Origin of the sequence: Citrobacter braakii (genome assembly GCF_009648935.1) — a bacterium.
In the GTDB taxonomy this organism is placed as follows: domain Bacteria; phylum Pseudomonadota; class Gammaproteobacteria; order Enterobacterales; family Enterobacteriaceae; genus Citrobacter; species Citrobacter braakii.
This window is the reverse complement of sequence record NZ_CP045771.1, coordinates 1,756,359-1,778,698: the sequence shown is the minus strand read 5'-3', so window position 1 is coordinate 1,778,698 and position 22,340 is coordinate 1,756,359. Positions and strand designations below refer to the sequence as shown.

At 50.0% G+C, this 22,340-nt stretch carries 18 protein-coding genes and 1 tRNA gene; 9 read left to right on the top strand and 10 right to left on the bottom strand.

Translation table 11 applies throughout. From position 1 onward, the window contains the following. The first annotated feature begins 150 nt into the window (after positions 1 to 150). From mutY to GFC06_RS08300, 4 genes are all read left to right on the top strand, one after another. A complete protein-coding gene (mutY, locus tag GFC06_RS08315) occupies positions 151 to 1,203 on the top strand; it encodes an A/G-specific adenine glycosylase (protein WP_153690029.1) in 1,053 nt (350 codons plus the stop codon). Positions 1,204 to 1,230: 27 nt separating this feature from the next. Beyond that, positions 1,231 to 1,506, top strand: coding sequence for an oxidative damage protection protein (locus GFC06_RS08310; RefSeq protein WP_016154409.1), 276 nt, complete (start codon positions 1,231 to 1,233; stop codon positions 1,504 to 1,506). 94 nt (positions 1,507 to 1,600) lie between these two features. Beyond that, positions 1,601 to 2,686, top strand: a complete 1,086-nt coding sequence (gene mltC, locus GFC06_RS08305; RefSeq protein WP_049040265.1) for a membrane-bound lytic murein transglycosylase MltC — start codon at positions 1,601 to 1,603, stop codon at positions 2,684 to 2,686. A gap of 210 nt (positions 2,687 to 2,896) precedes the next feature. Further along, positions 2,897 to 4,153, top strand: coding sequence for a nucleoside permease (locus GFC06_RS08300; protein ID WP_016157449.1), 1,257 nt, complete (start codon positions 2,897 to 2,899; stop codon positions 4,151 to 4,153). 55 nt (positions 4,154 to 4,208) lie between these two features. Here GFC06_RS08300 and GFC06_RS08295 read toward each other — a convergent pair whose 3' ends face one another. Further along, the gene (locus GFC06_RS08295) at positions 4,209 to 6,344 is read right to left on the bottom strand and encodes an ornithine decarboxylase (protein ID WP_153690028.1); all 2,136 of its coding nucleotides are present in this window, start codon (positions 6,342 to 6,344) and stop codon (positions 4,209 to 4,211) included. A gap of 468 nt (positions 6,345 to 6,812) precedes the next feature. Here GFC06_RS08295 and GFC06_RS08290 point away from each other — a divergent pair, with 468 nt between their 5' ends. Together GFC06_RS08290 and GFC06_RS08285 are read left to right on the top strand one after the other, a co-directional pair. Next, a complete protein-coding gene (locus tag GFC06_RS08290; protein ID WP_047357842.1) occupies positions 6,813 to 7,520 on the top strand; it encodes a DUF554 domain-containing protein in 708 nt (235 codons plus the stop codon). Between the two features lie 105 nt (positions 7,521 to 7,625). Continuing rightward, a tRNA-Phe gene (locus tag GFC06_RS08285) sits at positions 7,626 to 7,701 on the top strand. A 292-nt stretch (positions 7,702 to 7,993) separates the two neighbouring features. On the opposite strand, the gene GFC06_RS08280 is transcribed toward GFC06_RS08285, so the two are convergent. Next, positions 7,994 to 9,199 carry a PDDEXK-like family protein gene (locus tag GFC06_RS08280; protein ID WP_153690027.1) on the bottom strand — a complete coding sequence of 402 codons (1,206 nt, stop codon included), beginning with the start codon at positions 9,197 to 9,199 and terminating at the stop codon, positions 7,994 to 7,996. Between the two features lie 509 nt (positions 9,200 to 9,708). Then, a complete protein-coding gene (locus GFC06_RS08275) occupies positions 9,709 to 10,296 on the bottom strand; it encodes a MarR family winged helix-turn-helix transcriptional regulator (RefSeq protein ID WP_141875638.1) in 588 nt (195 codons plus the stop codon). 181 nt (positions 10,297 to 10,477) lie between these two features. Here GFC06_RS08275 and GFC06_RS08270 point away from each other — a divergent pair, with 181 nt between their 5' ends. From GFC06_RS08270 to GFC06_RS08260, 3 genes are read left to right on the top strand one after another with little or no spacing between them, the layout of a single operon-like run. Beyond that, on the top strand, positions 10,478 to 10,717 hold the full coding sequence (locus tag GFC06_RS08270; protein ID WP_016154483.1) for a thioredoxin domain-containing protein: 240 nt from the start codon (positions 10,478 to 10,480) through the stop codon (positions 10,715 to 10,717). Between the two features lie 8 nt (positions 10,718 to 10,725). Next, a complete protein-coding gene (locus GFC06_RS08265) occupies positions 10,726 to 11,466 on the top strand; it encodes a hypothetical protein (protein WP_049268884.1) in 741 nt (246 codons plus the stop codon). 41 nt (positions 11,467 to 11,507) lie between these two features. Continuing rightward, the gene (locus GFC06_RS08260) at positions 11,508 to 12,032 is read left to right on the top strand and encodes a thioredoxin domain-containing protein (RefSeq protein WP_153690026.1); all 525 of its coding nucleotides are present in this window, start codon (positions 11,508 to 11,510) and stop codon (positions 12,030 to 12,032) included. Positions 12,033 to 12,194: 162 nt separating this feature from the next. On the opposite strand, the gene GFC06_RS08255 is transcribed toward GFC06_RS08260, so the two are convergent. The 7 genes from GFC06_RS08255 to GFC06_RS08225 are packed head-to-tail and all read right to left on the bottom strand — an operon-like array spanning position 12,195 to position 22,337. Continuing rightward, positions 12,195 to 13,535 (bottom strand): VasL domain-containing protein, encoded by a 1,341-nt coding sequence (locus GFC06_RS08255; protein WP_153690025.1) that lies wholly within the window; start codon positions 13,533 to 13,535, stop codon positions 12,195 to 12,197. A gap of 1 nt (position 13,536) precedes the next feature. After that, complete coding sequence (gene tssE, locus GFC06_RS08250) at positions 13,537 to 13,980, bottom strand: type VI secretion system baseplate subunit TssE (protein ID WP_047414982.1); 444 nt, start codon at positions 13,978 to 13,980, stop codon at positions 13,537 to 13,539. Further along, positions 13,980 to 14,513 (bottom strand): type VI secretion system lipoprotein TssJ, encoded by a 534-nt coding sequence (tssJ, locus tag GFC06_RS08245; RefSeq protein ID WP_153690024.1) that lies wholly within the window; start codon positions 14,511 to 14,513, stop codon positions 13,980 to 13,982. Before tssJ ends, tssE begins: the two co-directional genes overlap by 1 nt. Next, positions 14,488 to 15,576 carry a type VI secretion system baseplate subunit TssG gene (gene tssG, locus GFC06_RS08240; RefSeq protein ID WP_153690023.1) on the bottom strand — a complete coding sequence of 363 codons (1,089 nt, stop codon included), beginning with the start codon at positions 15,574 to 15,576 and terminating at the stop codon, positions 14,488 to 14,490. Before tssG ends, tssJ begins: the two co-directional genes overlap by 26 nt. Continuing rightward, complete coding sequence (tssF, locus tag GFC06_RS08235) at positions 15,537 to 17,303, bottom strand: type VI secretion system baseplate subunit TssF (RefSeq protein WP_153690022.1); 1,767 nt, start codon at positions 17,301 to 17,303, stop codon at positions 15,537 to 15,539. The genes tssG and tssF overlap by 40 nt, the downstream gene beginning before the upstream one ends. Before the next feature lie 22 nt (positions 17,304 to 17,325). Beyond that, on the bottom strand, positions 17,326 to 18,924 hold the full coding sequence (gene tssA / locus GFC06_RS08230) for a type VI secretion system protein TssA (protein WP_153690021.1): 1,599 nt from the start codon (positions 18,922 to 18,924) through the stop codon (positions 17,326 to 17,328). Beyond that, positions 18,921 to 22,337 carry an ImcF-related family protein gene (locus GFC06_RS08225; RefSeq protein ID WP_153690020.1) on the bottom strand — a complete coding sequence of 1,139 codons (3,417 nt, stop codon included), beginning with the start codon at positions 22,335 to 22,337 and terminating at the stop codon, positions 18,921 to 18,923. Before GFC06_RS08225 ends, tssA begins: the two co-directional genes overlap by 4 nt. Positions 22,338 to 22,340: the final 3 nt, after the last annotated feature.

Here is a 22,340-nt window from a genome sequence, read left to right as displayed (position 1 = left end):
TCTGCTGTGTTTGAGTTCTGAAAACGGGCATTATCCAAAGTTAGTTGCCGGATGCAAGTAAAGGAAGAAAGTGAGCAGCGGAAAGTTCCGGTTTACACCCCGTTGCCGCTGTGCTGCAATCTTGCCCCCGGCAATAATGAAACGGTAATCATGCAAGCGTCTCAATTCTCGGCTCAGGTTTTGAGCTGGTACGACAAATACGGGCGGAAAACGCTGCCCTGGCAAATTGATAAGACGCCTTACAAAGTATGGCTCTCTGAGGTGATGCTGCAACAAACTCAGGTTGCGACCGTTATCCCCTACTTTGAGCGCTTTATGGCGCGCTTCCCAACGGTAACGGATTTAGCCCATGCGCCGCTGGATGAAGTCCTGCATTTATGGACCGGGCTGGGCTATTACGCCCGAGCGCGTAATCTGCATAAAGCCGCGCAACAGGTTGTGACGCTGCACGGCGGCTCATTCCCGCAAACCTTTGATGAAGTGGCCGCCCTGCCAGGCGTCGGACGTTCAACTGCAGGCGCGATCCTTTCTCTCTCCCTGGGTCAGCATTTTCCGATTCTTGACGGTAACGTCAAACGAGTGCTGGCTCGCTGTTATGCTGTAAGCGGCTGGCCGGGTAAAAAAGAGGTCGAAAAGAAACTGTGGGAATTGAGCGAGCAGGTTACGCCAGCCCATGGGGTGGAGCGGTTTAATCAGGCGATGATGGATTTAGGCGCCATGGTCTGTACGCGCTCAAAACCCAAATGTTCCCTGTGTCCGTTGGAAAATGGCTGTGTGGCGAGCGCCGATGCAAGCTGGGCGCTGTATCCGGGTAAAAAGCCCAAACAGACATTACCAGAACGGACGGGCTATTTTTTACTGATGCAGCATGAAAACGAGGTGTTGCTCGCGCAGCGACCACCCAGCGGCTTATGGGGTGGCTTATACTGTTTTCCGCAGTTTGATGATGAGGATGGGCTACGCGACTGGCTGGCGCAACGGCAAATTAACGCAGATAATCTGACCCAACTTAATGCGTTTCGCCATACCTTTAGCCATTTCCACTTAGATATTGTGCCTATGTGGCTTCCCGTGTCCTCATTCACCTCATGCATGGATGAAGGCAACGCGCTCTGGTATAACTTAGCGCAACCGCCGTCGGTCGGACTGGCGGCCCCCGTGGAGCGTTTGTTACAGCAATTACGTGCCGGCACACAGGTTTAACGTACCGGTCGATAAAGAGGATTTTTTATGAGCAGAACGATTTTTTGCACTTTCCTGCAACGCGAAGCAGAAGGACAGGATTTTCAGCTGTACCCGGGAGATCTGGGAAAACGCATCTATAACGAGATTTCTAAAGAAGCATGGGCGCAATGGCAGCATAAACAAACCATGCTGATTAACGAGAAGAAACTCAATATGATGAACGTTGAACACCGTAAGTTACTGGAACAGGAGATGATTAACTTCCTGTTTGAAGGTAAGGATGTGCATATTGAAGGCTATACGCCTGAAGAAAAAAAATAAGCATCGCTTGCTGGCAATCTCGTAGGCCGGATAGGGTGCTTGCACTGCCATCCGGCAAAACGATACAACAACAAACACAACACGCACTCCCGGAATGATGAAAAAATTTCTCGCGCTTGCCGTTATCGCGCCGTTGCTCATCTCCTGTTCCAGTTCGACCAAAAAAGGCGATTCCTATAACGAAGCCTGGGTCAAGGATACCAACGGTTTTGATATTCTGATGGGGCAATTTGCCCATAACATTGAGAATCTGTGGGGATTTAAGGAAGTGCTGATTGCGGGTCCGAAGGACTACGTAAAGTATACCGATCAGTATCAAACCCGCAGCCATATCAATTTTGATGACGGTACGATAACCGTCGAGACCATTGCCGGGACAGATCCCGCCGGACATCTGCGTCTAGCGATTATCAAGACGTTGCTGATGGGCGATGATCCGGGTTCTATCGACCTCTATTCCGATGTCGACGACATTAAGATTTCCAAAGAGCCGTTCCTGTACGGGCAGGTAGTCGATAATACCGGCCAGCCTATTCGTTGGGAGGGACGTGCAACCAACTTTGCCAACTACCTGCTACAAACGCGACTGAAAAAGCGCAGCAATGGCTTGCGTATCATCTATAGCGTGACGATCAATCTGGTCCCAAATCACCTTGATAAGCGCGCGCATAAATACGTCGGCATGGTACGTCAGGCTTCACGTAAGTATGGCGTCGAAGAGTCGCTGATTCTGGCCATCATGCAAACCGAATCCTCGTTTAACCCGTATGCGGTCAGCCATGCCGATGCGCTGGGACTCATGCAGGTGGTACAACACAGCGCCGGAAAAGATGTGTTCCGTTCGCAGGGGCGCTCAGGCACGCCAAGCCGTAGCTTCTTGTTTGACCCGGCCAGCAACATTGATACCGGTACTGCCTATCTGGCAATGCTGAATAATGTCTATTTGGGCGGCATTGATAATCCGACCTCGCGTCGCTATGCGGTGATCACCGCGTATAACGGCGGCGCGGGCAGCGTGCTGCGCGTGTTCTCGAACGATAAAATTCAGGCCGCAAACATCATTAACAGTATGTCCCCTGGGGACGTTTATCAAACGCTGACCACCCGACACCCATCTGCTGAATCACGCCGATATCTTTACAAGGTCAATTCCGCACAAAAATCATATCGTCGCCGCTAATGTATCCCTCTCTTGCCCCCTAAAACGGGGGCCTGAAGGGGGAAAAACGTTAACTCCATCACTCTTTTGCTTTGCAATCCGAAATTGTTTGCAAATATTTGTCACAGGTAACAAAAAAAGAGTGCCTCTCGTTGATAGAATCACATCATATAGCCACGGCAAATGTGCCTTTTAAAACATTCATCCGCATTACGGTGTGAGGAAATTAACATGAATCTTAAGCTGCAGCTGAAAGTTCTCTCGTTTCTGCAGTTCTGCTTATGGGGTAGTTGGCTCACTACCCTCGGCTCCTATATGTTTGTCACCCTTAAATTTGATGGTGCATCCATTGGCGCGGTGTACAGCTCGCTGGGGATCGCCGCCGTGTTTATGCCTACGCTGTTAGGGATCGTGGCTGACAAATGGATCAGTGCGAAATGGGTGTACACCATTTGTCACCTGGTCGGCGCAGCAACGCTGTTCGCCGCAGCCGAAGTTACCACGCCAGGCGCCATGTTCTTTGTGATCTTGCTTAACTCCCTGGCCTATATGCCAACGTTGGGGTTAATCAACACGATCTCTTACTATCGCCTGCAATCAGCCGGGATGGATATTGTTACAGACTTCCCGCCAATCCGTATCTGGGGCACCATCGGCTTTATTCTGGCGATGTGGGCGGTAAGCTTCTCCGGCTTTGAACTGAGCCATATGCAGCTGTATATCGGCGCGACGCTGTCCGTCGTATTGGCGCTGTTCACCCTGACGCTGCCGCATATCCCGGTCGCCAATCAGCAGAAAAACCAGAGCTGGTCTTCCATGTTGGGCCTGGATGCCTTCGCGTTGTTTAAAAACAAGCGGATGGCGATTTTCTTCATCTTCTCTATGATGCTGGGCGCAGAGCTGCAAATTACCAATATGTTCGGTAATACCTTCCTGCACAGCTTCGATAACAATCCGCTGTTCTCCGGCAGCTTCATCGTTGAACACGCGTCGGTGATGATGTCGATTTCGCAGATCTCCGAGACGCTGTTTATCCTGACCATCCCGTTCTTCTTAAGCCGTTACGGTATTAAGAACGTGATGCTTATCAGTATCGTGGCGTGGATGCTGCGCTTCGGCCTGTTTGCCTACGGCGATCCAACACCGTTTGGTACCGTGCTGCTGGTTCTGTCGATGATTGTTTACGGCTGCGCCTTCGACTTCTTCAACATCTCTGGCTCCGTGTTTGTAGAGAAAGAAGTTCGCCCTGAAATCCGCGCCAGCGCACAAGGCATGTTCCTGATGATGACCAACGGCTTCGGTTGTATTCTGGGCGGTCTGGTGAGCGGTAAAGTAGTTGAACACTATACGCTGAACGGTATTACCGATTGGCAGACCGTGTGGCTGATCTTCGCAGGTTACTCGCTGGTTCTGGCTTTTGCCTTCGTTGCGCTGTTTAAATACAAACACGTACGCGTTCCGGCAGGCGCCCAGACTATCGCGCACTAATCTTTATTGATTAAATAGGGTCACCTGATGGTGGCCCTATTTGGTCAGATGACGCTTACTTCAGAACATATCCATACAGACGTTTAATACCGTCTGCATCCGTTTCACTGTAAACCCCTTGCAGCTCCGGCGAGAAGCCCGGCAGCAGGTTTATGCCCTCTTCCAATGCCAGGAAGTAACGTTGCACCGCCCCGCCCCATACTTCGCCCGGTACCACGCACAGTACGCCCGGAGGATAAGGCAGCGCGCCTTCTGCCGCAATGCGACCTGCGGCATCACAAATACGCACCAGTTCAACATCACCGCGGATAAAGGCGCTGTTAGCATCCTGTGGGTTCATCGCCACGGCAGGCAAACTCTCCTGACGGAACATCGCTTTTTGCAGATCTTTCACATCAAAGCTGACGTACAGTGAGTGCATCTCCTGACACAGTTCACGCAGCGTGTAATCCCGGTAACGTACCGGATACTTGTTGAAGACGGTGGGCAGCACGTTTGCCAGCGGCGTATCGTCCTCAATATGCTGTTCAAACTGCGCCAGCATCGCGACCAGTTGCGCCAGTTTCTCAGCGCTTTCTGCCGGGGTCAGCAGGAACAGAATCGAGTTAAGGTCGCATTTCTCCGGCACGATACCGTTTTCACGCAGATAATGCGCCAAAATCGTCGCCGGAATACCAAACTCAGTATATTGCCCGGTTTGCGCATCAATGCCCGGAGTGGTTAACAGCAGTTTGCAGGGATCGACAAAATACTGGTCGCGTGCATATCCAGAAAAACCATGCCATTTAGCACCAGGTTCAAAGCTAAAGAAGCGACGCTCGCTGGCAATCACCTGTGTCGGATAGCTTTCCCACGGTTTGCCATCCACTATCGGAGGAATAAACGGTTGAAGCAGCTTACAGCGGGTAATAATCGCTTTGCGGGCCTCGATCCCCAGCGTCACACATTCCGCCCATAGCCGACGGCCGCTCTCGCCTTCATGGATTTTGGCGTTAACGTCCAGCGCCGCAAACAACGGGTAAAACGGGCTGGTGGAAGCATGCAGCATAAACGCATTGTTCAGACGCTTATGCGGGCAGAAGCGCGCCTGGCCGCGAATATGGTTATCCTTTTTATGGATCTGCGAGGTTTGCGAGAATCCGGCCTGCTGTTTGTGTACCGACTGAGTGACAAAAATCCCCGGATCGTTAGCATTGAGCTCCAGCAGCAGCGGCGACCCATCGGCCATCATCGGGATAAATTGCTCGTAACCGACCCATGCGGAATCAAACAGAATGTAATCGCACAGGTGACCGATCTTGTCGATCACCTGTCGGGCGTTGTAGATCGTACCGTCATAGGTACCCAACTGAATGATCGCCAGACGGAACGGGCGCGGTTGATCAGCCTTTTGCGGCGCAACTTCTCGAAGTTGCTGGCGCAGATACCCCTCATCAAAGCAGTGCTCATCAATGCCGCCAATAAAGCCAAACGGATTACGCGCCGCTTCCAGGTAAACCGGCGTAGCACCCGCCTGGATCAGCGCCCCGTGGTGGTTCGATTTATGATTGTTGCGGTCAAACAGCACCAGATCGCCACGCGTCAGCAGCGCATTGGTGACCACTTTATTGGCCGCAGAGGTCCCATTCAGCACAAAGTAGGTTTTATCCGCGTGGAAAACTTTCGCAGCAAATTTCTGCGCATGTTTCGCTGATCCTTCATGAATCAACAGATCGCCAAGCTTAACGTCAGCGTTGCACATATCCGCGCGAAACAGATTCTCACCAAAGAACTCATAGAAATGTCGGCCCGCAGGATGCTTCTTAAAAAACTCACCGTGTTGGTGTCCCGGGCAGGCAAACGTGCTGTTCCCCATTTCGACATACTGGGTAAGCGTGTCATAGAACGGCGGCAGCAGCTCTTCCTCATACTGACAGGCAGCAGATTCCAGCTCCAGCCAGTCCTGGGCCTGACCGCGAATTACCGCATTAACGCCCGCAGGCACATCAACATCAGACTCTGCGAACAGAAACACAGGTAGATGAAAACCGGTGCGTTTCAGCAAAGCCAGGATCCCACTGCGGCTGTCCGCAACGGTAATGACGACTGCCGCAACGTCAGTAAAATCGGTACTGTCCAGCGACACCACCTGACGATGGCTGGACAGACGAGAAACCAGTTCACTACTGGCGGCAATTTTCATTGATTTCATAAGCGCAATAACCCGTTTCGGGAAAATCAAAAGTCCCGGACAACGCCGCATGGCTTTGCCCACGAAATGACAGGTCAAACTGGTTACCAGCCCCGCCCGCCAGACATCAGTAAAAGCAGATAGCCTCTGATTTTACTGTTATCCTGCAGTGAGCGTGCGCTGCCCTCACCGCATGGTGGGAGCGTAAAGATAAGTCGCGGGAAGGGGCAAACGTCGCGCAAAAAGGCGATGTTGAAGGCGATGTAGGGGGAGTAATATCATCCCAGGCAGCCCCATTCAGACAGGAGAAATTTCGCGCAATCATGGCACCTTTCACTTACAGGCGCAAGATAAAATCCTGTGCGAAAACCTTACAGATAAGCAAGCATTTCGTCTGAAAGTTGCGGCATAATAATGCAATCTGAAACATAATTTCACCCAGCTAATTGCCTTTAGTATCAAGACGATGATGGGTATGCAGGAGCAAATGTGGTAATCGGACCCTTTATTAATGCCAGCGCCATTTTATTTGGTGGCATTCTCGGCGCGCTGCTCAGCCAGCATATACCAGAACGCATTCGGGTCTCCATGACCTCTATTTTCGGGCTGGCCTCGTTAGGGATTGGTATCTTGCTGGTTATCAAATGCGCCAATCTACCGGTGATGGTTCTGGCAACGCTCGTCGGCGCGTTAATTGGCGAGTTTTGTCATCTGGAAAAAGGGATCAATGCTGCGGTAGCCAAAGCGCAGCAGCTTTTCACCCGCTCGGACGCCAACGTAACGCACGAATCCTTTATTCAAAGCTATGTGGCTATCATTGTGCTGTTTTGCGCCAGCGGTACCGGGATCTTCGGTGCGATACATGAAGGGATGACCGGCGACCCGAATATTTTAATCGCCAAGTCATTTTTGGATTTCTTCACGGCCATCATTTTTGCCTGTTCGCTGGGAATCGCGGTATCCGCCATTTGCATGCCGATGCTGGCAATCCAGTTAACGCTTGCCACCTGTGCAGCACTGATTTTACCCCTGACGACGCCAGCTATGATGGCCGATTTCAGCGCCGTAGGCGGTCTATTGCTGCTGGCAACCGGTTTGCGTATTTGCGGCATCAAAATGTTTGCGGTTGTGAATATGCTTCCTGCCCTGCTGCTGGCAATGCCGCTTTCCGCCGCCTGGACGGCATTTTTTGCCTGAGAATGCGTGCATTAGCAGCAATGTGGTGATAGATTGTGCAGTCTGCATTGATTTGAAGAAATTTCGTTGACGAAGCGAAGCGAATCGGGTTTAATGCGCCTCGTTGCCCGGATAGCTCAGTCGGTAGAGCAGGGGATTGAAAATCCCCGTGTCCTTGGTTCGATTCCGAGTCCGGGCACCACTATTTAGAAAAACCAGCCTTAGGGCTGGTTTTTTGCTTTCTGGGGCCGGGGATTTTTGGTTGCTCTCAGCTCAGACATTACCATCCTGCGTTTCGTATCCCGTCTGAACATTCCCGTTAGTAGATCCCTGCCCCTCCGGTTACTGACTCCTCATCTGTTAGCCCCCAAACTTTCAATGATCATTATTCCCAGCATGTATACATTTCTGGTGAATTCATCAAGGTAAGCTGTATCTGGTCTTTGCCCAGTCAGACGAAGGGAAGCATTATTACTTCTCCTCTGCGTAGGGATTTAGCGCAACAGACTCATATCGATCTTTTCGTGAATGGCAAGGATCATCTCTCGTACAGCAGCAAAAATACTGTCTTCACCACGCTCAGGGAGTTTTGCCCATACACTTCCGTCATTTCCCCAATCACGAGGAATACGGTTTTTCCCTTGAAGATCGAAATCCCTGCTCCACCATGACCAGGTTGTGTAGGGTCCCCTAATGCGCAACTGAGGGAAATTCTCTGTAATTGCAGCTACTATTTTAGCAGCCCTCTCTTCTATATGAATAATCTCTGATATGCCAAAGAATAAACCGTTATAATTTGAATATTCAAACTTCCAGCATAAAGAGTAATTACCATCTGCACTTAATGGACTATAAAAATCCGTACTATTTTCCGATAGGACTTCAATAGAACGATAATCGATGAAACTTGCATTTAAATCATAGACAAACTCTTTGAGTAAATCGCTGCGAACTTTATTCATCTGGTTAAAAATCATAAATGCCGATTCAATAGAATGACCATCCTTGCGGATGATTTCTGACAACTCACGACTATTATCCATTATAAACTCACCATTAATCGACTGGTTGATATATTTAATCAATGATTCAACAAATATTCTGACTGCACCAGCCCGAACATGTAATAAACACGTATTTAGCCATTCGACGACGTCATACCATGATATTGTAAGGATATGTTGCCTTATTGTTTCCTGAGTAGTGTCGGGAAGAGACCATTCACTCGGCTCGTGGTTGCATAAATAAATTAACTTCCAGGGCCTTTCACGTTTGTTCAGCCATAGCGCATAATCCCGTAACTGGTTTTCCTGATCTGCTGCCCATGGTTTATTTTCGATAGCAATAACACCTTCTGAAGAGGTCAGTAACAGGTCTATCTTTCTTCCATTTTCGATAGTGACTTCATAATCAACCCTGACTTTATCTCCGGTAGCTACAGGGCTATCGTGTCCACTCTTTTCGATGAGGGAAAGAAATCCCTTTAGAAACAGTGCTGACTGCCCATGAGTTCCATCAGGAGAAAGCAAAAATCGTAGATAGCGTGAAAGAGCCAGTTCATCATTCTTCAGCCAGTCCATAAGGCTGAAATCAGGTGCCAGCTCGGCCTGATAGCGTAATTTAGCCAGAGCCGTCACTTCATTCCATCGTACAACACTTTCCAGAAGCGTCGCTGCATTCTGCAGCTGTATCTCATTCATTGTCTTACTCGTTACAAAATGGTGTTCTGTACCTTAATGTCGCGCTCGGTGAAATCAAGGGAAATCGAGAACAGTCCTGATTAGCATCAACACAAGACAACCGTAGTGGTAATCCTCGAAAAGGGCATCCCTATTTTCTTAATAACAAGGTAGAATTCTGGTAGGTTTTATTTGATCATTTTGTGATGTATTCCGATGTAATGCTCGATATGAAAGTTTTTTGTAAGGCTATCCAGTCAAACCGCGCTTCTCAAAGGCAGTTCATAAGCAGTTTTAAAGGGATTGAAAATCCCATGTCCTTGGTTCGATCCCGAGTCAGGGCACCACTTATTCAGTGCTTGTTCGTTAAGAGATAAAATCCTTAACGGGTAAGACAGCAGTCCCCATACGGCATGATTATGGTACTCGTGTTACCACATCAGTTGAAAACGGGACTTAAATCCAGAGAATGCGCATACCATTTTCTGGATTTTTTTATGTCCGCACTTTACCCGTTCAAAAGCCAGTATCTAGCCCTTTCTCTCATTCTGAGCGCTAACGCTGCAACTATTTTCCGGCTCCTCAAATTCACGACAAATTAATGTGATACTTTCCATGGGAATCGGCTCTTCTGTTAGACCACACCAGGGATGCCCATTTATCGACTGATGAAACCGGCAAAAACGGCACTCACCAAACATTCTGGCCCCCTGATTTTTCTGCATACTCCGCAGATGGGCCAGAAAAACTGTTTTCAGTTGTTCCTCAGAAAAAGCTAATGAATCCCACGGCTCCTGCAGTGTCTCCTGCATGATGCTATGCATCACTTCACTCGCTTTGGATGTCAGAACCAGATGGACAACCCGTTTATCCTTGCCGTCATTTTCTCTTCTAATCCAACCTTCACGCTCTAGTTTATTCAGGGACTGCGATACCGTGCCTTTAGTCAGCCCGAGGTATTCCGTGGTTGCAGCGGGCGTATTGGAATAACCATTGCATCGCGTTAAATAGAAAAGAATCTGAACCCATGTTGTGGGGAGTCCTTTCAGTTGCGGATGGCGATAAAAGCTGCCCATTTGCAGGCTCACCAGGCGTTCAAGAATATCAAAGAGTGTCACAGTAACCTGCCTCTGCTTGCCGGGATACGTGCTGGATAAACAAACGTCCAGACTTTCTAACGATAGGGATTTACTGTCATCAATAGTATCGATTCAAAACCATATTGACAATATTTTCAGTGTGTGTAATATCAAATGGTATCGATTCGATACCATTTGATATTACACAAGGAAAGTCATCATGAGTAAAACAGCCGTTTTCTTTCATGCAGGTTGCCCGGTATGCGTAGATGCAGAACACCAAATCGCACTGGCACTCGATCCCGCTCAATACACGGTAGAAATCGTTCATCTCGGAAATGATAAAACCCGACTGAATGAGGCCATCGAAGCTGGTGTGCAATCTGTTCCGGCCCTGGTACTGGATGGCGGTATCCCGCTTCACATCAACTTTGGTGCGTTTATTAAAGATCTGCTTTAAGGATAAAAATGAAACGTATTGCGATTGTATTAGCAATGGCTGTCGCCACCTCTGCCGGTGCACATGGCAATGAGCCTCATCAGGGCGGTATTAAAACCAGCGCCGACAAGGCTGTATTGGCTGAGTTTGATATTGTGCACACTAAAGTCACTACCGAAGGGAATGTTGCCACCTTCCATATGGCAGTTTCCGGCAAGGCAGGTAAAAGTAAGCCTGCAGTGACAGGTAAGCTGGCGGGAACGGAAATTTTCTCTTATGTCTGGCCGACAACGATCGATCCGTATGAAGTGGGATTTGAACATAAGGCCGGTATCCTGGCACTGGCGGTAACATCCCATCCTGATCTGGATGATACGCCGCTGTATGATGAAAATGGCGATGGTAACCGCAACAATGATGGCGATCTGTGGCATACCCACTGGGTGGTGCTGAAGCCTAACGAGGTCTGCGGGCCTGGCGCACTGGCCGTAGTTGATATTCCTGAGGGACAAAAACCTAGGCTGCCAAAAACCTGGCCTGGCTTGCCGGTACTGTTGGACAGTCCGGGCTGGAATCCTACGCTGACAGGCGAAACTGTAGAAGTGAAAGTTCCGTTCGATAATATTGGGGTGGTCACTGCCAGCCAGTTTGATGGCGTAACTGCCGGGCTACGAGTTAATGCGTCCGTTCATGCGCCGCTACTTTGCGTCGAGGATGTATTTAAAGTGGCCTCTGGCAAGCTGACGCTGCCGGGGAAAGTAAACCAGTAACGGAAATTAACCCGCACCACAGTGCGGGTTCTGGAGTTAACATGAATATCATTCGTCATCCGCGAGCACCAGCATTGACAATTGAACGCTGGTTTAATACGTCACAGCCGATAACCCTGGAATCATTACGCGGCAAGGTCGTGGTAATGGAATCATTTCAGATGCTGTGTCCTGGCTGTGTTTCCCATGGACTGCCGCAGAATGCCACTTTTCCACAGGATAAGGTGGCGGTTATTGGCCTACATACGGTTTTTGAACATCATGAGGTAATGACCGCACAGGCACTGGAAACCTTTCTATCAGAATACCGCATCCCTTTCCCCGTCGGGGTGGATATGCCGTCTCCTGACAATGATGTCCCCCAGACCATGCTGTCCTACGCTATGCGCGGTACACCTACGTTGACGTTAATTGATCAGCAAGGATACCTACGCCAGCAATATTTTGGTCAGGTAGACGACCTCGCGCTGGGAGCAGAAATCGGGGCGTTATTGAATGAGTCGTTGTCTGTTTCCGAGGACGCGTCTATGGCATCAGGGTGCAGTGATGGGCAGTGTGCACTATAGGGGTCCCAATAAAGATCCTGGCGTTAACCTTTTAGGGCACTCAGTGATAATCCCTGATGAATATTATTATTAATTTTTCATGATTTTATAGCGAAGATCATCAACAAATTTTATATAACCAACTGAATCAGTTGATGATCTTTGGCTGGCTTATTTCCTGTGCTACCGCCCTCGAATGGCATTTTGTTTCAGCAGCGTATAACGATTAAGAAGCTGGTTAAGTCGTATATCGAGCTGCTGATACAAAGCGGGTGATACACTCCCCTGTTTTTTTAATTCCTCATCGATTTGACGCAACAATTCTTCTGTCGGCGGCGTTTGGTCAAGCTGGCGGCGGATAGTGAAAATGGCTGATTTCAGCTCCGACCCTGTCAGATATTTACCTTTGCGTTCATCAAGCGCATTTAGCTGGGCGGTTAACGCTTCCAGCCCCTGCTGGGCATGATGCCAGTTTTGCAGAGCACTTTCCGGCAACGCTTCCGTAGTTAACTGTTTCTGTAATCTGCTCGCGATTACTGTCGTCTGCGATTCTTCCGGCCACAGAGTGACTAACTGCTGCGCTAATGATGCAGCGTATTCCCGCGACCACAAAGGTGACAAGCGATGTAAAACGTCCAATTGCCCTTGCGTTGCAGCAATTATATCTTGCTTCTTCCCCTGCAAATCTGAGGACTGCTTCAATGTGGACAATTGTTCAGGCGTCGGCACCTGTGGCAATGGCTTAACCAGTTCATATCCGTCGGCTCGCATAGGGTTGATACCAAGAAAAGCGCCTGTACTCACCACTGCTGTAACCATGACACCGATAGCAAACCCCAGCCATATCCTTCGGGTTCCATGATTGATTTTGGTCGCTAAAACCGCTGCGCTCGATTGCCCGGACGACGCTGGCTCATTAACCACAAAGACCAGTTGTGGCAAAGACGTCACAACGTTATTTGTTGCATCTGAAGCCGGTATCATCACAATGGCCGATCCCGAATCGGGTTCGGATTTCTCCAGACGCAAAGCTGCATTGTGCATCCAGGTCACGACAGCCTCCAGTTTACTAAGCGCTTTCAACTCAAGCCGTTGCAGCACTTCGCAGGCATGTTTTAAACTCTGTTCAACCCGATACACCATGGATAAATCAGTATATGACAGCGTTAGCGTACGCAATTCTTGCTGTAAACGGGCTGAGAGCCATGCCAACATCTCAACGCGGGCATGAGTTTGCTGTGGCCATATTGCATTCCAGTGGTGCGTCAGTAAGGCCTCCAGGAGTTCCGCGCATTCGGCAAGTCCCACCAGTCCCGCATTACGTATTCTGGCGACGGTGTACCAGGACAGTGTTTGCAGTTCGACGCCGTTATGACGAAACAATGCCAGGCTTAACTGTTCAACTTTTTGCCAGTCAACGTCCGGGCGCGCGGGGTGAGTCAGCTTGCTGATTTCATCGCGTAACAACCCGAACTCCGTGAAAGCACGCGGGTCACCACCGGTGCTGATGCGATACTTATCCATGTCAGTACACTCCAGTCTCAAGCCAACCCTGCCTCTTAAGGTGACGGATAAGAACCCGCCCCTCAGGGGTAAAATCAGTACCATAGCGAACAATGCCAAGGTCTTGCAGTTCAGCATCAATGGAATAACGCAAATGCCCCGGCGTTTCCTGCTCCTGCATCGTTACCTGAATACCTTTTAGCCGCGGTTCATACTTCAACAAAACCTGAGAAAGCGTGCTGATAAGCTGATGTGCCGTACCTGGCATTCCCTGGAGGATTTTGGTCATATCCGGCAGACCGTAATCGGGTAAATGTTTGAGGCTACCGGCACGAGTATTCAAAATGCGCTGCATATTATCCAGGACGGATAAGATGACCTGCGTGTTTTCACTGACCGAGTGCAAAGGGAAACCACCGGAAAAATTACCCAGTAAGATGTCATAAAGAGACGGCTGCTTGACCATTACTCATCCTCCTGCGCCAGGAGTGCCAGAGTCCGGGTATTTAATTCAAGCACACGCGCCTTATCAGGATCGAGATCTTCACGGCGTAATACCACGCGCCATGAATCTTCAGACTGTTCGGGAGAAATAAACATCCCCGCTACGGCAACATATTGCGCTTCCTTTTCGAGTGGAATATCGACAGTTACGCTTTCACCAGGACGTATCAAAACATCTTTCTGGGCCAGTAAATCTGTTTTCACCACCGTGCTATCTTGCACAAATAAAGACTGATAATTAGCCGAGTCAAACGCTTTACGATCTTTGAGTTGGTAAATACGCACAACCGTAGAAAGCGCTATGCCCTGCGCATTTTTATTAGCGCCTTCTCTGGCGGAAAGATCCAAATGCAGCGTTTTAACTTCCTTATAAAAAATAGACTTCGTTAATGACACCGTGCCTTCAGATACTTTTTGTGTCAGACCACATCCAGTGACCACACTGGTCATTCCGGTTATTACGGCAAAATTAATAGCGATAATCGCCAGTCTCATCGGCTTCCCTCCGCTGATCATGTTGACTAAGGCTCTGCCAAAGCCCAAGTTTAATTGTTATAAATTGATTCTTAGCTTCCGGGTTATCCAGACGCAAAACGGCCGTGCGGCCAAGCTGTACTGCCCGTTCACATTTGTTACTGGTAAGTTGAGCATCCGGAAGTGCCGAGCGAGGAATGCGTAATTGCAGCCTTGCATTGACTCTGGCGCCTAAATACACGTGCATCAGCGCGAGAAAATCATGATAAAGCTGGCCGCCCGGTAACCAGTCGCGAACCTCATCGGGAACATCCGTTGTAAGAGTAATAAGCACCTGGCTGTTAATATCTACAGCGCTATGTCCCATCACCGGGCGAGAATGGAGGCTAACGGGTTGCCGCGTACTCATTTTTAACGGCTTATCCTGCAGGATTAAGCGCTTATCATGAGGAGTCACGGTGATATTTGTTGTTGGTGATAATAAAGATACCAGCGCGGATATACCTTCCGCCGTACGCGTTGGCATTCTCATGATTCCCAACAGCGCCAAAAAACGCGATAACGGCGCCTCGGTTTGCGTGGCGCATCCCCGAATGCCCAACCCGGTCAACCCCAGTAAATATTGTGATGTTTCATCTGTAGCGCCTGGGCGGAAGGTCGCCGGATAGCTGTATTTACGCCAGATTCGATAAAACTGCGTAATTAAGCGATGGTTAAAAATATCCAGAAACTCAGCAGCAACGTCCGAACCATCCTGACGCTGGGCAATATCATCCTGATAGGTTGTCGGCAGCGGCGATTCCACGCCATACAATCCCATAAAAGTGACACGAACCGTTGGTGGAAGTATGGGTTGTAGCGGATCATATTCTGCATTTTTTAGCTCCCCCGCCGGGAACCCCATCCCGGGATGAGGACGAAAACGAATGGTATCGAAGCGCGGACTTTGTTGGCTTCCAGGACTTGGCGTTTGTGGATTCCACTGTTCCAACAACTGGCAGAAACGATAAAAATTAGTACGGGATAGGTTTTCACCAAGGCTATTTAGCAGCCGGGTAGTCGCTGATTGTGATTCTCTTTCCATCGCAAGCTTTTCCCTGCCGGCTGTATGATTAAAGTAAGCTGATTAAATAAGTGAATATCCGCATACAACACAAAAAAGCGGTTAAGCATTTCACCAAACAGATGAATATCGCCCTCACCGGTAAATCCGTTCTCATCAAGCGTTATTTCGATATCCACACCACGGAGTAAAAATCCTTTTTCAAAGCGCTGTATTTCATGTTGCTGAACATCCATGATCGCATCCAGACGACGATAATTAAGCTCATCGTCCTGCCAGTTATAGAGAGACAACGTTCCTTTGAGCACTTCTGCGCTGGCCATCATATTCAGAAAGCTGGATCCCAGGTGGCTCAACACTCGCCAGTGAAAACGATCCTCTGCGGGAGGATAAGCAGGTAGTGTCGGCTTACACAGATTGCGCACGGCAATCGGCGTCTGGAGGATCTGCTCGCAGCGATTGAGCAATGAACTCTGCAAAGCTCGCCTGGGTAGTTGACCGTTTGTTCCGGTCACTTTTAATGACAAGGTTTCCTGCTCAGCAAGACGATCCCGCTCCCAGGCATCTCCTCCAAGGATCAACCATGTATCATATAATCCGGATACGCCGCGTCTGACGCGAGTATGGTAATAACGCTCTGGCGCGTTACGGCGCATCATGCCTCCCTTATGGCGAAAACTGGTGAAAGGAGCATAGACGGCGTTATGCGTTCGCTGTGAACCTGAAACCGCATCGACTGCATAAATTTCCGTATGCCCATCCTGCAACCTGCGCGGACGCAGCAAATATTCGCTTTCTAGTCCATTAACCACCAGTGGATCGGCCTCCATAGTGAAGAGATTAATCACCGGAACGCAATGAAGACGAATATTTTCACTCCCCAGAGGAAGCTCAGAATTCCACTGTTGAGTCAGTACCACCTCTATTTCAAAGCAATCTATACCAGCAGGAAACATTATCTTTTCCAGACCGTTAAGATGGACAAACATAAATTTTTCGCGGAACGTAAAATACTCAAGCAATAATTGCCAGCCGCCAAACGCCGTATCGCCTTTTGGCCATAAACTGTCTTCACTGGCAAATCCGCCAGGTGAAAAGTAACCATCCAGTCGAATACGCTCTACGCTTTTGGGGAGCCTCAGATAAAGAGAGGCCAGACGCTTTGTCAAAGCAAGGTGCAGCGCATGGGTCACCGGCGCATCACCGCTCAGGTAAAAACTGAGGCGCGTCAGATCAGTTTGCGACCAGTCCATCTGTGGATTGCACTTTATTCGCATACGGATGACCGAGCGTCCGTCAGGTTCCGCATCGATATTCACCGCCGTGACAGACAGCGGATTGAGCGTGACGGGCTGTGTAGTACGATACTGACATACCGTTTTTTTAGGACCGACGGGCTGTGACAATACGCCAAACCGCGCGTTAATCCTCTCGCTCATTTTCAGCACATCAATATCAGGCAAAAGCTCGACAATACTTAAGGAAGGAATGGTACGTAAATAATGAGGCCACAGCAGACTCATCAAACCTTCGGTAAATTCAGGAAGATGATCGTCAATTTTGGCCCGCAATCGCCCCATCGAGAATGCAAAACCTTCAAATAATCGCTCCACATAGGGATCGGGAATACCAGCTTTATCCAGATCCAGCATGGCTGCACGATCCGGATGCGCCTGCGCAAACTCTTTTGCCGCTTCCCTTAAATAACGCATTTCCGCGTCATAATAACGCAGAGTTAAGTCTTCCATTTTACAGTTCACTTATTTTGTTTTAGCCACACAAGACGGCAGCTCTGGCAGGATCAATGGCTACCAGTCCGGACAACAGTAAGTCCATCTCCGGCATCAGACGCGCTTTGTCACTTTCACTGCGATTGGCTTTTAAACGCAGAAGTTTCAGCCGTCGCGCTTTTACTTCAAACAGCAGTTCAGGCTCCCATTGTTTGAGGGTGAGAGAGTGTGCTGTCGCATTCAACTCGCCAAGCAAATGCAGCGCGAGATCGTTGCGCCCACATTGTTCCGTCAGGCGAGCCATCAACAGTTGGCGTAACCAGCGTTGTCGACGTGAAATCACGCCAGGGCGAGCCTGAAGCCAGGCGAGCGCGGCTTCAACGCCTTCGCTATCCGCCAGCGTCAAGGCCTCGCTTTCAAGTAGCAGGATATCGTCGTCCGCCCCTGCGGTAGCCGCAGTGACTTTTTCCGTTTGCCAGTCACTTTCCTGCAGCACCTCACGGGCGATCCACTCACGCGTGACGTCATCGGCAAAGGGCATTCCGTCGTTAAATGCCAGCGTTTCCAGACCCGGCATCCGATGCAGCAACATTTTCAGATCGCTGATGATAATCCCGGCATTTTTATCCCATGGCGATCCAGCCCTCATTAATGCCTGATGAAGGTACCACTGCACATCAAGCCAAAAATGATTCACTCCCTCAACAAATAAGCTGTCAGTTAACTCAATCAATTCAGTCCAGCTTTGCTGCAAATAAAGACGTTTAAGCTGCGCACGGTAATCACTCTTGGGCGGTTCCAGACGTGTACGTCCGGCGCCATCTGGCGGAGGAAGCTGGCTGACCGTATCGAGCCGCACGCTTTTCATCAAATGATGCGCCGCCAGCCAGCCATCTGGCTGATCGGCCAGGTATTTGGCCAACACCCGTGCCTGCTCCAGCAACTCCCGGCCCGAGGCAATACTTTTGAGGACGGGAGTATCTGCGCTGTACCGAGCGGTTTGGGTGCTGATATTTTGTGGTACCAATGCCTGAGCACCACCTGATTGGGCCAGACGGTTCTCCAGCGCGCTATACAGCGCTCCAAGCCCAGGGCGAATGCTCTCCTCTCGCTGATTAAATTGCTGGTCCAGCAACATCAGCGCACCGGCGATCCGTTGCGCGTCAGGTCGTGAAACTTCCGGGAATCGCGCCAGACTATCCAGCATCCGCCCGCCTGCTAACCATTCGAGGGCGGCTTTATGACTATTCGCTTTTAAGGGATGGAGAGTATCGCCATATTGCTGCATCAGGCCAGCCAGCAAAATCAGACCATCCGCCAGGCCGGACTCACCATCCTGGTGCAAACGCGCCCATGTGTAATAAGTGACAACACGGACATCCTTACAAGTGTTGATCAGGAGTTTTTCCGCAAGCTCAATGATGAGATCCGTTTGTGCGCCAGAAAGTTTATTCACCTCTTCCCGCATGCGCTGAAAATCATCGTCATAGCCAGGATCGTCACCACCCGGGTTGGCTGCTGAAATTGGCAATAACCAGTTTTGCCATAGCGCAGTCTGCGTTTGTGCCTGTTCCATCAGTTGCTGTTGTTCATCTGTCGAATCCGCACTGGCGGCCAGTAGACGATTCAGAGCGCTCATTCTTCTTCCTCTGAGGAAAGCTTGCTGCTAACAATAAAAATTGCTTCGGGTAGTTCAAAATCGCGGAGTTTGAGTAATGCAAGGGGACCTTCACCCGCTTCCGTGCGCAAGGTATAGTTCAGCGGCAATCCATCTTGCGCAGTCCAGCGCAGGTTAAAACCGCTGCTCACGCCAGCATTATCAGTTATCTCCGCTTTCTCAAGCAGTCTTATCCAGCCCCAGGTACCGGGGTTATCTGAGTAGATTCGGGTTCCCGTATTCGTGCTCACCCAGCTTAGGGTTGCTCCTGACGCTTGCGTATCGGCAGGCCAGACAACGTTTTTCCACGTAGGCATCTGATTAACGTAGGTGAGTTTCTGGCCATCCAGCACGAGGTCTGTCTGCATCACATCCCGTGCCGTTCCAGGACGCAGTTCAAAACGAATCCCGGCTTCTCCACGAATAAAAGCGACATCCGCAATTTGACTGAGCTGGTCCATCGCCTCGAGGAACACAGGATTAAATACCAGTCCCTGAGCATTCACCGTGTCGGCAACCCAGTGACTTCCCTGTTTATGCAGCACACCGCTTAAATGACTTTCGAGAAAATGCTGAATTCGGCCATTATCGCTTCGCAGATATTGCGCCAGCAGCGGCAGGGAAGCCTCGCTGCCGACATCACGGAACGGATAACGTCCACCGAATGCGCTGTTCCAGTCATTCACAATCAGCGCCTTCCATTGCGCATTCAGACCCGCCGCGGTTGGCTGCAACACCTGCTGCCATGACTGCTCCAGCGGCTGAACAAACATTGTTTGACCAAATCCACTCCATGCTTGCCCCAGACTGGCAGCCACCAGATTTCCATAGTCACGCGTGGTAGTGAGATCAACGGTTTTGCCCTGAAATACCGTCTGCGCCAGGGCCTGACTCATTCCCTGCGGATCGGCAGCGTTAGTAATCTGCTGGAGTTTCAGCCTGACCTGCGTTACCCGGGTCAGGTAGGTTTGCAGACTCAGATGGCTGATATCCTGCCCAGCCGATTGTTCATCCATCAATGCCAGGATTGGCGAGAAGGTACTCGCCATAGGACCTTCTTCCCGTGCATGCTGGTCAATGGTCTGTTTCTCTTTGGTGTTAAACAGATCCTTTGCCGACTTCACTAGTGAGTCCGACAACGCTTCCCCGGTTAACCCTGTACGTCCCTGAACGGCGAGCGTATTCATTAACGCAACCAGAGGAGACTGACGGATATCTGCAATCAATGTGAGTTGATCGATGGCATCACTCAGCGTTTGGGTGCGCTTCCAGCGAATACTGTTGAGAAAATCCAGCCAGTTGTCGGCAAAATCCATAAAGTAACGCTCGCTAAGACGCGCCTTTAACGCCTGTGGAGAGAGAGGGTCGCTTGCAGAGTGCGTTTCATCCCCCAGCACCTGATCCATCTCTTCACGGCGGTTGCTTACGATTTTTTCTATGGCGGGCAAAACCTCCTCTTCCCAGGCTTGGCGGGTATACACGCCAGCAACCGAACTCCGGGTATAAAATACCAGGTCTGCCCGAGTATCGCCGGTCATGTCCTCCAGACGAAGATCGGTGTAATGCGGAGTCACCTGTTCAATGATTTTCTGATACAGGGCGGCTTCGCCATTGCGGATCCCCATCTGACGAATTAACAGTGTTCGCACCTGGCTAATAAGATTTTTATCGGCCGCTATTTTCCATTCAGGATGCGCCAGAAGGTTTTCTCCCCAGAATTGCCAGAGCCCCGGCCCAACGCCTTGCCATGATGCGCGCGAAATACCCGCGCGCTCTGGCCAGTCTTGCATCAGCGCCTGACTAAAAAATGACGCCTCCATCTGTTCGGGCCGGGAGAGCATCAGATACATTTTCAACTGGTTGTAGGCGATCTTTGCCCGAGCTGCAAACTGCGGGCTATCCGGTGCCAGTCTCGTTAACGCCGTCAATTCCTGAGTGAGATGTTGTGCGGCTTCATCACGCAGTAGTGGAATAGCAATACGCGTATAACGCGGCCATAGGGCATCCAGCAGAGCATCATTTTGGCTCAAGCCAAAGCGGTAATACCACGGCACGCCATTCTGCTGACGCCAGCGAAGCATGCCCGGCGTTTGCTGAAGAGCGGATAACGCCGTAAGACGCTCGGCGAGCGGTTTATCCGGACCGCCGGCCAGTCTCGCCTGGTCCAGGCTTTCGGTGATCATATTGCGATTAGCCAGGAAAGAAACCGCCATTCCCGCGCCCCATAGCAGCATCAAACCGGCTGTACCGACTGCCAGCACTCGAATCCCTGAACGGCCTGTGCGTTGTGCCTTTAGCTCCGCAGGTAACGCAGGGAGTGAATCAAGCAACGCGCGCCAACGCTCATCACGCGTCCAGGCATGCGCAACGCGCGATGGGGTACTTTCCGCATACTGGCTCAAGATTACCGCCGCCAGCGGCAGGGGCCGATGCGGGCTGAAAAAAGTGGTCAACGAGTCGCTGATGGCTTCTGCATTAGGCATCAGCAAATTAGCCATTTTCAGTAAAAAGTTATCGCGGATATTTCGCGTAACCTGCTGCGTGCCCTGCTCCGCCATCTGCATTGCCAACGAGGTCAACTGCGAACGACATAAAGCCGTGGTGCATTTTGAAGGGAACATACACGTCGCAGAGTGTAAGGTTACGTTATCCGGTACAAATTGAGCGCCATGCAGCGACCAGAGGTATAACGGCACTCGCCAGCGAAGCGTGGTAAAAACAGCCAGAAGATGGCGGGCGGCCTCATCCATTTGCTGTGAAGTTAAGGGCACAACAGGGGCTGATTGAAGCAAGGCATCATGTTGCTGAAAAGTATGGGTTACCCATACAACCCCATCCAGCGGGCGCCGATGCAGTTTGCGTATCGTATCAAACAGCGAGACATCTGGCGTTGCAGTGAGCTTGCCTCCCCAGATTAACACCACGCCATCCCCTTCAACCCAGCGCTGGGAGGTGAGTTCAGGTACCAGTTGATCAACCTGAGGAGCATCCCCCATCACCAGCAGGATACGCGTTTTGGCGCGCCAGCGGCGACCGTAGTTATCTTTAAGTGTAGAGTAGAAGTTAATGAATATATTGCTGTCCAATGTAGCTGCAGTATTATTTTCTACATTTGACTCATAAGCTGACTTCCATGGCAAAAGAAAATAAGCAATGGCTTTATATTTTAATAATGGTACATACGCTCCTAACACTGATTTCAACGCATTCACTTGCCATATTTTAAAAATATAACACAGTGCTAATAAAATCGATGTGATAACTATGACCCTGGTTGTTGGGGTTGTCACCCCGAAATACCCTCCGTAGTAATAAAGTACTACATAGCATATCAAACCAACAACAACCAAAATAAATAACAAACCACATAATCGCAACAAGCTAGACTTTTGCATATA